Raw genomic sequence first — 12,642 nt, 5'->3', positions numbered from 1 at the left:
TCTGAAAAGCAGAGATAAAGCTTTTGGGACATCTGTTTTTTGTTTTGTTATTGTTGTAAGTTCTTGGAAGCGGTGATAGGCTCTTCGCTTGTAAATGCACGGAAAATCTGGATGATCGACAGGTGCAGATATGGCAGATATTCATCGATGGTCACCGGTTCCTCAAATAGGATACAGTTGTAGCAGGTTGCATTGATCAGTTCAATGATGGTAAACAGCATCAACTCAGGATCTTTGCAGCCAATATGATTTTTCTTCAGCATTCTCAGATAGTAATCGTAAAATTCTTCAGACTCTTTTGGGACATTGCTTGAAAAAGCAGTGCGAAAAATTCCCCAGGATAGATTTTTTGCGAGAAACTGAAGAAGCGAATGATCCTTCTTCAGACGCTCGATGATATAGTCTGCCACAAAGAGGAGTTCCTGCTCGAATCCATTTATCGGTTGACTGACAAGAGCTTTGTAAGCATCGCAGAAAAGTTGTCCTGCCTTATAGACAATCAGTTTATCACGCAAGTCATATTTGTCTTTAAAATATAAATAGAAAGTACCTTTCGCAAGACCTGCCCGACTGACGATGTCAGAGATCGTTGTCTTTGCGAAGCCTTTGTCTGTAAATAATTCAAATGCATTCTGAAGGAGTGCATTTTTTTTCACCTTTTTATTTGTTTCTAATTTTCCCACTCGAATCCCTCCAATTTTTTGCTCATATGTATTATTTACGATTCCAAAAAGAAAGTCAAGCTATAAAAATGACCAAATTTCATTTTTAGTATTGACTATTAGTCATTTTTGAATATAATAAAGCTGTAAAGAAAAAAGAAAAAGTCAGGAGATGATTAGAGTGGTCAAAGTTGGTAAGTGGATCGCCAAACACAGGATATTTATTTTATTAGTAAGTATCTTACTGCTTATTCCTGCGGCAATCGGGAAAGCAGAGACAAAGATTAATTATGACCTGCTCAGTTACCTTCCGGGTGATCTGGAAACAGTAAAAGGGCAGGACATCCTTGTAGACGAATATGGTATGGGTGCATTTTCCATGGTTGTCGTCGAAGGGATGGAATTAAAAGATGTACAAAAACTGGAAGAAAAATTCAGCGAAGTTGATCATGTGAAAGATGTGATGTGGTATGACGATGTGGCAGATATCAGCCTTCCGGTAGAAATGATTCCGAAAGATTTACGGAAAGCATTTTTTAACGGAGATGCGACAATGATGCTTGCATTGTTTGATAATACAACTTCTTCAGATGAAGCTATGGAAGCTGTTACAAACATGAGAAAAATTGCAGATAAGCAATGCTTTATCAGTGGTATGACAGGGATTGTCACAGATATTAAAAATATCTCATTACAAGAACTTCCGATCTATGTTGTGATTGCAACGCTGCTTTCCTTCTTTGTGTTGGAATTGACGGGAACATCATTTCTCGTACCAATATTTTTCTTGATCAGTATTGGTGCAGCAGTTTTATATAACTTGGGAAGTAATATTTTTCTCGGAGAGATTTCTTATATTACAGAAGCATTAACAGCAGTACTACAGCTTGGAGTGACGATGGATTATTCGATTTTCCTGCTGAACAGCTATGAGGAAAATAAATTAAGATTTCCAGGAGAAAAAGAACGTGCGATGGGGCATGCGATCGCAAATACATTTAAGTCCGTTGTGGGAAGTTCCGTCACAACAGTTGCAGGATTTATGGCACTTTGCTTTATGACATTTGCACTTGGCAAAGACTTAGGTATTGTTATGGCAAAAGGTGTAGTGATCGGTGTTTTATGCTGTGTAACGTTATTACCATCTTTGATATTGATCTTCGATAGAGCGATTGAAAAGACAAAACATAGACCATTGATTAAAAGTATTGATAAGCCATCTGCGTTTATTACAAAACACTACCGTCTGTGGCTCATTCTGTTTGCAGTGTTGCTGTTCCCGGCAATTTACGGAAATAATCATACGAAAATTTACTACAATATTGCACAGTCACTCCCGGATACACTTCCGGCAAACGTGGCAAACAAGAAACTGGTAGACGACTTCAAGATGAGCAATATGCACATGATCCTGATGCAGAAGGATATGGATGCAAAGGATAAAAGAAAGATGTTGGAAGAGATTGACGAAGTCGATGGAGTCAAATGGAGCCTTGGAATGAACACATTGTTCGGACCGACCATTCCGGAATCCATGATCCCGGATGATATGAAGAAGATGCTTCAGAGTGACAATTATGAATTGGCATTTATTTGTTCGGAATATGAATCTGCAACAGATGAGGTCAACAAACAGATTTCAGCAATTGACAAAATTGTAAAATCTTATTCCAAACATGCAATGGTCATCGGAGAGGCTCCTCTGATGAAGGACCTTCAGGATACGACCGATGTCGATCTGAAAACAGTCAATGCCATTTCAATCCTTGCAATCTTTATCATTATTATGATCGTGTTTAAGTCGATCTCCCTTCCGGTCATCCTTGTGGCGGTTATTGAGTTCGCAATCTTTGTCAATATGGCAATTCCATATTACCAGGGAACGAGCCTTCCGTTTGTGGCAAGTATTGTCATCGGTACTATTCAGCTTGGAGCAACTGTGGACTATGCGATCTTGATGACGAGCCGTTATCAGAAAGAACGTGGAAAAGGAAAAGATAAGAAGACAGCGATTTCAATCGCACACAGAGCAAGCATGCTTTCTATTATTAGCAGTGGATTCAGCTTCTTTGCCGCGACCTTCGGTGTGGCGCTTTATTCAAAGGTAGATATGATCGGCTCCATCTGTACACTGCTTGCGAGAGGTGCATTGATCAGCATGTTTGTAGTTATTTTGATCTTGCCGGCGATGTTTATGATCTTTGATAAAGTAATTTGTAAAACATCCGCAGGATTTCTTGGCAAAAAAACTGCCGAAAGGAGTAATTAGATATGAATAGAAATAAAGTAAGAAGTAATACAAACCGGAAAATGGATCTGAAAAAGAAAATGACAGCAGGACTTGCGGTCGGCATGGCAGGATTGATGGGAACAACTCCAGTTTTTGCAGCGGAGCCAGCAGATAAGAAAGTCTCAAAAGATGAGACCGTGTATGTGAATGCAGATGCACAGGGAACAGAACAGGAAATCACAGTTTCCAACTGGTTAAAAAATGCCGGAGCAGAAAAAAACTTAAAAGATGAGACAGAACTTGAAAATGTCAAAAATGTCAAGGGAGAAGAGACATTTGAAGAAAATGGAGATGCAATTACATGGCAGACAAACGGAGTAGATATTTATTATCAGGGAACTACAGATAAACAGTTGCCGGTATCCATGAAAATGACTTACTATCTTGACGGCAAAGAAATAACACCGGAAGAGTTGAAGGGACAGAGCGGGCATTTAAAGATAAAAATTGACTATACAAATAATGCAAAAAAGACCGTGAACATTGATGGAAAGAAGCAGGAAGTGTACAGTCCGTTTGTGATGGTGACAGGGCTGATTCTGCCGGATGAGACGTTTTCCAATGTTATGATCGATAACGGAAAAGTAATCTCTGATGGACAGAAAAGCATGGTTATGGGAATTGCAATGCCTGGATTAAAAGAGAGCCTTGGTTTAAACAGTGAAGATTTTAAGGAAGTATCTGAGGATATCCAATTGCCGGAAAGTGTAGAAATCACGGCTGATGTAACAAACTTTACAATGGGATCGACGTTTACAATTGCATTGTCAGATCTTCTTGACGATGTTGACTGGAAAAACGTGACAGATTTCGATACGCTGAAAAATTCTTTAAATGACTTGGAAGATGCGGCACTTCAGCTGGTGGACGGTTCTGCCCAGTTATCGGAAGGTACACAGACACTTGGATCCAGCTATGCAGAGTTTGACCAAGGTGTGCAGACACTGAAAGATGGAATCCATACACTTCAAAGCGGCGCTGGAGAATTAAAGAGTGGTGTAGACAGTTACACAGCGGGAGCAGATCAGTTAAATGCGGGAATCCAGCAATACCTCGGAGAAAATGGGGAGCTGAATATAAAAGTTACAGAATATGTAAATGGCGTGAATAAGGTTGTAAAAGGGGTAGAAGATTATACAACGGGCGCTTCTCAGCTCTCTGCCGGAATCACTTCCTACATTGGTGGTGAGAAGCAACTTGCAGCAGGAGCAGATCAGCTGACTGCATTAAAAGATGGTCTGTCACAGACAAAAGATGCAGTCGGACAGCTTTATGCGGCGATTGATGGAACCGGAGACAAGGATATCCAGGTGGCTTCTCAAAAACTTGCAGAAGGAACAAAAAAATTAAATGATGCAGTAAGCGGTATGAATAACCTGCTTTCCAATGTAGATACGATGACAGCCACAGGAAAAGAATTGATCACACAGACAGAAGGACTTTCTGAGGTGATGCAGAAGCAGATTGCAGTTCCAGTGCAGGAAATGATGAAAAACGGCCAGGAATTGATGAAGATTTTAAGTGCTGTTACCACTCAATTGGAGACGATCAGCGCAGATAGTGAGGCTGCCGTTTCACAGGCAAAAGAAGCTGCTGTCAGTGAAGTAAATGCACAGATTGCAGAGCGAAATGGCCAGATCCAGGCGACAAATCAGGCAGCGGCGGCAGCCAATGAGCAGGTGGAAGCGGCAAAAGCTCAGATTAGCGCTCAGATCGCAGAAGCTGAAGCAAATGGAAATGCAGAACTGGCAGCTTCTCTGCAGAGTGCACTTGTGGCAGTTTCTGGAATTTCTGTAGATGCGGGAGTTTCCGAAATTGCTCCGGTTACAGTGCCGGATGTGTCGGTAAAAGTTGGATCTGTTGACACGACACAGATCAAAGCATTGTTAGAAAGTATGCAGAATTCTTTCGGTGAAATAGAGGGAACGGTAAACGGACTGACTCCACAGTTGGCAGAAATGCAGAAAAAGATGGAAGACATCACAAATTTGAAAAAACAGATTCCGTCAGGAATGGCAGATCCGTTAAAAGCCAGTGTGTCTGAACTGAATACAGGAATGCATGGACTCAACGCAGCAATCGGAGGGTATGCTGCGAATATGAAGAAATTAAATGATGGAATGGAAGTGACTGTGCCTGAAGCTTCTCAGGGCATCGATCAGCTCAATGCAGGATTTGCACAACTTGGCGCAGCCAATGATGCACTACTTCAAGGTGCAGCGAAACTTCAGCAAAATACACCGGTACTCGTAGAAGGAGTACAGACATTGGCGGGTGGCACAACAGAGTTGAGCGGCGGTTTGCATCAGCTTGGAACACAGCTTTCTTCCGGAGGTGCACTTCTGGCAGGAAATAGTCAGGCACTGAGAGATGGAGTAAGCACACTTGTACAAGGAGCTGGTCAGCTTTCCGATGGTGGTAACACACTTGCTTCTGCAAGCGGAGAAGTCAAGAACGGAATTGCACAACTTTCTGATGGAGCTTCTCAGTTAAAAGATGGTGCAGAAAAATTCAATGAAGAAGGAATTAAGAAACTGCAGAAAACAGTGGAAGATGCATTGGAGAAGATCCTCGATAAAGTGGATGTACTGACATCCGAAGACTGCTCTTATGACACTTATAGTGGAAAAGCAGATAATATGGATGGAAATGTGAAATTTATTATTGAGACAGATGCAATTGAATAAAGCAAGCAGGTTCTGTTAGGGCAAAGAAAAGGGACAAAACTTTATAAAATAAAGTGGAGTTCCTTTTCTTTTTGCGTGCTGGGATTCTATCGAGGCATTCCGCAGTTTCTAAGAAGTTCTCTTGTGAAACGGACAGTATTGTATATTTTTCTCTTAAATATTGGATATGAAAAAAATAATATAAAATAAATGGAATGTTGAAATTTGCTTTTTACGTTGTTACAATAGAGATACTGTTCACAGGACATAATAAAGAAAGACAGTTCGGACGGGGCTGTCTGGAAACAGAAGGGAAAATGAAATGTCAACGGAATTAGAAAAGTATTATAATAAATTTTGTGAAGAAAAACGCCTGACGAGAAGACACGGAAAGGTAGAATATATTACCTCGATGAAATATATCCATAAATATCTGGAAGGAAAAGAAGGAGCAAGGATTCTGGATGTGGGTGCCGGGACCGGAAGGTATTCGGTGCAGCTTGCAGAGGAAGGGTATGATGTGACGGCAGTAGAGCTTGTCAAATACAATCTTGGAATTTTAAAATCAAAGGGAAGCAGTGTAAAGGCTTATCAGGGGACTGCATTGAATCTGTCACGGTTTGCTTCCAATTCTTTTGATATGGTCCTTGTATTTGGGCCAATGTATCATCTGTATACGATGGAGGATAAGATCAAAGCGCTTGCGGAGGCAAAGCGCGTAGTGAAACCGGACGGGGTGGTACTTGTCTCTTATTGTATGAATGAATACAGCATTCTGACCTATGGGTTTAAAGAAGGACATATCCGGGAAAGCATTGCCTCCGGGAAGGTCAGCGAAGAGTTTCATGTACAGGCAGAGCCGGAGGATCTATATGATTATGTACGTCTGGAGGACATTGCTGCAATCAATGCAGGGGCAGGCATGAAACGGATTGAGATTATTGCGGCAGATGGTCCGGCAAATTATATGCGGCAGATTTTAAATGCGATGGACGACGAGACTTACCAGACGTTTATTGAATATCATTTAAAGACGTGTGAGCGCCCGGAATTGCTTGGTGCGAGCGCACATACACTTGATATTTTGCAGATGGGGGAAGAAGGGAATTTAATAAAATAGATGAAGGCAGATGTAAAGAAAGACGGAAAATTATTTTTAGCGGAAGTGTCAGACAAGCTGCGTGACAGACTTACAAAGCTTGCAGAGACACTTCTTGCGGGACAGCAGGAAATTGAAAACATGCATGCATATTACTGGGAGAATTACACAGAGATGGACCAGTATGGGTATGAAGATTTTGACAATCAACAGGCACTGCTGCATCAGATCAATGCAAACAACGAATCACAGCTTTTATATCAGCGCTTTCAGAAGATGGCAGATGCCCCATTTTTTGGCAGAGTGGATTTTCTGTATGACGGGGATGAGGAAGCGGAGATTTTTTATATCGGCATTGGAAATTTTGCGGAGCGCACAGGAGCGATTCCGCTGATCTATGACTGGAGAGCCCCGGTGAGCGGACTGTTCTATGACTATGATAAAGGTCCTGCTTCTTATGAAGCGCCAGGCGGGACGATGGAAGGAACTATTGAGGCAAAATGGCAGTACAAGATCCAGGGTGGAAAGATGATCTATGGATTTGAGAGCGATGTAAAAATCGATGATGACATTTTAAAGAAGGAACTTGGGCAGAATGGGGACGTACAGTTGAAAAACATTGTCCGTACGATCCAGAAGGAGCAAAATGATATTATCCGCAATACAAAAGATAAGATTTTAGTTATTCAGGGAGCAGCAGGAAGCGGAAAAACTTCGGTGGCATTGCATCGGATTGCCTATCTGCTGTATCATGACAGAGAACACTTAAAATCATCCAATATTCTTGTACTGTCGCCAAGCGGTGTGTTTTCAGACTATATTTCTCATATTTTGCCGGAACTTGGGGAAGAAAATATCCGTGAGATGAGTTTTGATCTGTTTGCTTATCAGGAATTAAAAGGAATCGTTCCAGATTGTGAGGATCGCTATCATCAGATAGAACGGCAGATGGAAGGGATGAGCAAAGAGGCACAGGCGCGCTATGAGCTGAAGCAGTCTCAGGCATATATCGGAGCAGTGGAAGGATTCCTTGCAGGACTGGAGGAAGATCTTGTAGAACTAAAAGAGTTCGAGTGGCGCCAGATGAAAAAAACAGAGGAAGAACTGATCGAGCTATTCTACTTTAAATTTCAGGAAATTCCGCTTTTGGAGCGGATGTATGCAGTTATGGATTATGTGGTAGATGAGTTTGAAACACTGTATGACCGAGATTTAAGTGAAGAAGAGCTGGCAGCCGTGCGAGAGAAATTTGACCAGATGTATGTGACGAGGGATGTGTACCGGATCTATAACTGGTTCTTAGAAGAAAACGGATGGGAGCAGTTGCCGGATGTACCTTATGAGAGCCGTATGCTCTCCTATGAAGATGTATTTCCGATGCTGTATTTGAAATACCGGTTAAGTGGCAAGGCAAAGCATAAGCAGATCAAGCATCTGGTCATCGATGAAATGCAGGATTACTCTTATCTCCAGTATGCTATTTTAGAGACATTGTTCTCCTGCAGGATGACGATTTTGGGAGACCGGGCTCAGACGATGGACGGCAAGATCCAGGATGTTCTTACATTTCTTCCGAAGATTTTTGGAAAAGAAATCCGTACGATCATTATGAATAAGAGCTACCGAAATACGATTGAAATTGCACGTTATGCAGAACAGATTACAAATGTGACCGGATTGGAATTTCTTGAGCGCCACGGGAAGGCGGTGGAGGAAAAAACGGTTTCGGGCATCGTTGGAGCGCTCCGGGACATCGAGGGACATCTGCACTTAAGAAAGGATGGAGTGCAGATCAAAGAAGCTTTTTCTGAAACAGCAGCGGACAGAACGGAGCACACAGAGGATGCTTTCGAGACGGCGGCGATTCTTCTGCGGACGGAAGCGGAGGCGAGGATGGTCTACGAATATCTGAAAGAGCAGCGGGAAGATATTCATTATATTGATCGGGACAGCAGCCATTTTGAAAAGGGAGTGACGGTCACAACTTTCTATCTTGCAAAGGGATTGGAGTTCGATCAAGTATTTGTATTGCGTGAACAGACAGAAAGTGCTTTTGAACGGCAGGCAGACTATATCTGTGCGACAAGGGCGCTGCATGAACTTTATCTGTATTACTTGGAAGAAAAATAAGACAGATGTCGGGAAGGGGCTTCCTATAGCGAACAATCTGTAAGAAGAACGGGAGAGAAACATGAGAAGAGAAATAGATCTGAAAGAAATATCGGACGGCAGGCTTTATACAGAAAATGACTTGGTGAAAGCAGGATGCGGGGATTGCCAGGGCTGTTCTGCCTGCTGCCGGGGGATGGGAACATCGATTGTGCTGGATCCGCTTGATATTTTTCGGCTGACAACGCAGCTAGAGATGACTTTTGAGCAATTACTGCAAAAGTATGCAGAGCTCAATGTAGTAGATGGTGTAATCTTGCCAAACTTAAAAATGACCGGAGCGGAGGAAGCATGTGCTTTTCTCAATGCAGAGGGGAGATGTTCCATTCATCCGCATCGTCCGGGCATTTGTCGTCTGTTCCCGCTTGGAAGATATTATGAGAATCATCGTTTTCAGTATTTTCTGCAAATACACGAATGTCCGAAGGAACCAAAGACGAAAGTGAAAGTAAAGAAGTGGATCGATACCCCGGAATTGAAAAAGAATGAACAGTTTATCAACGCATGGCATGATTTTATATTGGAAATGCAGGACAGACTTTTAAAACTGGGAGATGAAAAGACAAGCCGTGAGAGCAATCTCTACCTTTTGCAGGAATTTTTTCTGACACCGTATGAGAAAGAGCGTACATTTTATGAGCAGTTTGCAGAAAGGCTTGCGAGAGCAAAGAAGGTTTTCCGATAGCAGTTTTTTTGACAGAGAACTTTACGGAACGATGATAGGAAGGAGATACGAAGGAAATGGAATATCAGATTAGAAAGGCAAAGCAGTCAGATCTTGCTGCACTTGCCGACGTGGAGGCATGCTGTTTTCCGGTGAGTGAGGCAGCTTCCAAAGAGGCGATCCAGAAGCGCCTGGAGACGTTTGGAGACTGTTTCTTTGTGGCAGAGATGCCGCATGGGGAGGTGATTGGTTTCATCAATGGTTGTGTGACAGACCGGACTACCATCTGTGATGAAATGTTTGCAGATGTGACATATCACAGTCCAGAAGGGGCGTATCAGTCTGTGTTTGGACTGGATGTACTCCCACAGTACCAGCGAAGAGGGATTGCAGCAGATCTTATGGAACATCTGATTGCAGATGCATGGAAGCGGGAAAAGAAAGGAATGATCCTTACTTGCAAGGAACGGCTGATTCCGTATTACGAACGGTTTGGATACCGAAATCTTGGAAAGTCACAGTCTGTCCACGGGGGAGCTATCTGGTATGATATGCTCCTAGAAAGAGGTGAAGCGATTGATTAAAACCTATGTAGCGTTTGACCTTGAGACGACCGGACTCAGCGAAGAGAGAGACAGTATTATCGAGATTGGCGCTGTGAAAGTGACAGATGGAAAAGTGACGGATCGTTTCATGGAGTTTTTGAAGCCGGCAGAAGAGATTTCTCCGATGATCACACAAATTACCGGGATCACCAATGAAATGGTGGCACATGCGAGAAATACAAAAGAGGTCATTGATGATTTTATGGGTTTTTGTGGGGAAGAAGTGCTGCTCGGACACAATATTCTGTTTGATTATAAGTTTATGAAACGATATGCTTGTAAGTATCAGCATTCTTTTGAGCGAAGAGGGATAGATACGTTAAAGATTGCCAGAAAAGTGCATAAGGATCTGGAATCAAGGAGTCTCGAGGCATTGTGTGCACACTATCAGATCAAAAATGACGCGGCACACCGGGCATATCACGACGCCCTTGCAACAGCAAAACTATATCACTGCCTGGGGCATTATTTTGAGGAAAAGGAACCAAATTTATTTGTGCCGGAACCACTTTTCTATCAACCGAGAAAAGAACAGCCGGCGACAGAGAAGCAAAAACGGTATTTGGAAAAGTTGTGCGGCTGGCATCGGATTACGGTCCCGGAGGATCTGGAAGCTATGACAAGAAGTGAGGCATCCAGATTTATTGACCGAGTGATCGCAAAAAGCGGGCGGATGGATCGCGAATAAGAAAACCTGTATTGGATATTGATTTTTCGGACATGATTTTATACAATGAAGGCAGATGATCATTGCAGAAAAATAATCAAAAAAACTGTTATTTTTCTGACAAAAATCTACAATATTCCCTTTAGATGGGAAGTACGTGTAGAAAAGGAGGAAAACATATGGTTCGTGAAATCATGGATTACATTTCATCTTGTGATGAAGCAGTGGGAAAAGCTTTGTATGCAGAGTATCACAGACAGCAGCGGAATCTGGAACTGATCGCGTCTGAAAATATTGTATCCCCGGCAGTGATGCTGGCAATGGGAACGGTTCCGACAAACAAGTATGCAGAAGGGTATCCGGAGAAACGATATTATGGTGGCTGCGAGGAAGTTGACGCATTGGAAGATCTGGCAATTGAGCGGGCAAAGAAGCTGTTTGGTGCAGAACATGCATGTGTGCAGCCGCATTCCGGTGCAAGCGCAAATCTTGCTGTGTATCAGGCGTTTTTGGAGCCGGGAGATACGGTAATGGGAATGAACCTTGCACACGGTGGGCACCTGACTCATGGATCTCCGGTCAACATTTCGGGACGTCTGTATCATTTTATTCCGTATAATGTCAATGCCGATGGAGTGCTGGATTACGAAGAAATCAGGCGCCTTGCCCTGGAACATCAACCGAAGATGATCGTCGCAGGCGCTTCAGCATATCCGAGGGAAATCCGGTTTGATCTGTTTGCAGAGATTGCAAAGGAAGTCGGAGCTTATCTTTTCGTGGATATGGCACATATCGCAGGGCTTGTTGCGGCAGGACTTCATCAGAATCCGGTACTCTACGCAGATGTGGTATCGACGACGACGCATAAAACATTGCGAGGACCGCGTGGCGGTATGATCCTCTGTAAAAAGGAGTATGCAAAACAGATTGATAAAGCAATTTTCCCGGGAACACAGGGAGGTCCTCTGATGCATGTGATCGCAGCGAAGGCTGTCTGCTTCGGGGAGGCATTAAAGCCGGAGTTTCGGACATATCAGGAACAGGTGGTAAAAAATGCAAAAGCATTGTCCACTGCATTGATGGAAGAGGGATTTCATCTTGTGAGCAACGGTACAGACAATCATCTGGTGCTTGTAGATCTGCAAAATATGCACATTACAGGAAAAGAACTTCAGAATCGACTGGACAATGTATATATTACTGTCAATAAAAATGCAGTTCCAAATGATCCGGCCAGTCCATTTGTGACAAGCGGTATCCGAATTGGTACACCTGCAGTTACCACAAGGGGACTTAAGGAAGAGGATATGAAGACCATTAGCCATCTGATCAAACTGGCAGTGACAGAGTTTGATACGAAGGCGGATGAGATCCGTGCGGCTGTCAATGAGATCTGCAGCCGTTATCCAATCTATGAATAACGAATAATTTGCTGTGCCATACATATACTTAAGATAAAAAGTATGTGTATGGCATTTCCTATGAGTCGAGAGTATGAAAAAGGGACATTTAAACATAAAATGGCGGAAGCGGCAAATCTTCCGAAAGATCTGGCACTGGGACTTCCGGTTGTGCATGTAACTGGGAGATCCGAAGCATGCGTGGAAAATTACAGAGGGATTTTAGAATATACCGATTCGCTTGTGCGCGTGCAGACAAAGTGTGGGCAGATCCGCTTTACCGGGAAACATCTGCAAATTGAATATTATATGAACGATGAGATGAAGATCACCGGGAGAATTACGGCTATGGAATACGTGTGATCGGGATGTTTCACATTGGTTTCTGAAGCAATCGGAAAATAGTTCCAGGAGGATCCT

General features: G+C 42.8%; 10 protein-coding genes. 9 read left to right on the top strand and 1 reads right to left on the bottom strand.

The window, feature by feature from the left end:
• Positions 1-47: 47 nt before the first annotated feature.
• A complete protein-coding gene (locus ACESPO_RS01475) occupies positions 48-683 on the bottom strand; it encodes a TetR/AcrR family transcriptional regulator (RefSeq protein WP_016438973.1) in 636 nt (211 codons plus the stop codon).
• A 160-nt stretch (positions 684-843) separates the two neighbouring features.
• On the opposite strand from ACESPO_RS01475, the gene ACESPO_RS01470 reads away from it, so the two are divergent.
• From ACESPO_RS01470 to ACESPO_RS01430, 9 genes are all read left to right on the top strand, one after another.
• Complete coding sequence (locus ACESPO_RS01470; RefSeq protein ID WP_117576502.1) at positions 844-2,931, top strand: efflux RND transporter permease subunit; 2,088 nt, start codon at positions 844-846, stop codon at positions 2,929-2,931.
• 2 nt (positions 2,932-2,933) lie between these two features.
• A complete protein-coding gene (locus ACESPO_RS01465) occupies positions 2,934-5,639 on the top strand; it encodes a coiled-coil domain-containing protein (protein ID WP_336304948.1) in 2,706 nt (901 codons plus the stop codon).
• Between the two features lie 301 nt (positions 5,640-5,940).
• Positions 5,941-6,738: a class I SAM-dependent methyltransferase gene (locus tag ACESPO_RS01460; protein ID WP_336304949.1), complete on the top strand. Its 798-nt coding sequence runs from the start codon at positions 5,941-5,943 to the stop codon at positions 6,736-6,738.
• Positions 6,739-8,847 carry a HelD family protein gene (locus tag ACESPO_RS01455; protein ID WP_336304950.1) on the top strand — a complete coding sequence of 703 codons (2,109 nt, stop codon included), beginning with the start codon at positions 6,739-6,741 and terminating at the stop codon, positions 8,845-8,847.
• A gap of 61 nt (positions 8,848-8,908) precedes the next feature.
• Positions 8,909-9,571 (top strand): YkgJ family cysteine cluster protein, encoded by a 663-nt coding sequence (locus ACESPO_RS01450; RefSeq protein ID WP_117576506.1) that lies wholly within the window; start codon positions 8,909-8,911, stop codon positions 9,569-9,571.
• A 56-nt stretch (positions 9,572-9,627) separates the two neighbouring features.
• The gene (locus ACESPO_RS01445; RefSeq protein WP_336304951.1) at positions 9,628-10,134 is read left to right on the top strand and encodes a GNAT family N-acetyltransferase; all 507 of its coding nucleotides are present in this window, start codon (positions 9,628-9,630) and stop codon (positions 10,132-10,134) included.
• A complete protein-coding gene (locus ACESPO_RS01440; protein WP_336304952.1) occupies positions 10,127-10,843 on the top strand; it encodes an exonuclease domain-containing protein in 717 nt (238 codons plus the stop codon). The genes ACESPO_RS01445 and ACESPO_RS01440 overlap by 8 nt, the downstream gene beginning before the upstream one ends.
• Positions 10,844-11,001: 158 nt before the next feature.
• On the top strand, positions 11,002-12,243 hold the full coding sequence (glyA, locus tag ACESPO_RS01435) for a serine hydroxymethyltransferase (RefSeq protein ID WP_336304953.1): 1,242 nt from the start codon (positions 11,002-11,004) through the stop codon (positions 12,241-12,243).
• Positions 12,244-12,291: 48 nt separating this feature from the next.
• Complete coding sequence (locus ACESPO_RS01430; RefSeq protein WP_008975765.1) at positions 12,292-12,585, top strand: YabP/YqfC family sporulation protein; 294 nt, start codon at positions 12,292-12,294, stop codon at positions 12,583-12,585.
• The last annotated feature ends 57 nt before the right edge of the window (positions 12,586-12,642 follow it).

It is taken from the genome of Coprococcus sp. HPP0074 (assembly GCF_964238105.1).
GTDB lineage: Bacteria > Bacillota > Clostridia > Lachnospirales > Lachnospiraceae > Faecalimonas > Faecalimonas umbilicata.
Note: the sequence above shows the minus strand (reverse complement) of the source record. Positions and strands in the feature narration are given on the sequence as shown.

Excerpts from the sequence above, each read along its gene's own strand:
- ACESPO_RS01465 (WP_336304948.1), top strand. The coding sequence starts at position 2,934 with ATGAATAGAAATAAAGTAAGAAGTAATACAAACCGGAAAATGGATCTG.
- ACESPO_RS01460 (WP_336304949.1), top strand. The coding sequence starts at position 5,941 with ATGTCAACGGAATTAGAAAAGTATTATAATAAATTTTGTGAAGAAAAA.
- ACESPO_RS01455 (WP_336304950.1), top strand. The coding sequence starts at position 6,739 with ATGAAGGCAGATGTAAAGAAAGACGGAAAATTATTTTTAGCGGAAGTG.
- ACESPO_RS01450 (WP_117576506.1), top strand. The coding sequence starts at position 8,909 with ATGAGAAGAGAAATAGATCTGAAAGAAATATCGGACGGCAGGCTTTAT.
- ACESPO_RS01445 (WP_336304951.1), top strand. The coding sequence starts at position 9,628 with ATGGAATATCAGATTAGAAAGGCAAAGCAGTCAGATCTTGCTGCACTT.
- glyA (WP_336304953.1), top strand. The coding sequence starts at position 11,002 with ATGGTTCGTGAAATCATGGATTACATTTCATCTTGTGATGAAGCAGTG.
- ACESPO_RS01430 (WP_008975765.1), top strand. The coding sequence starts at position 12,292 with ATGGCATTTCCTATGAGTCGAGAGTATGAAAAAGGGACATTTAAACAT.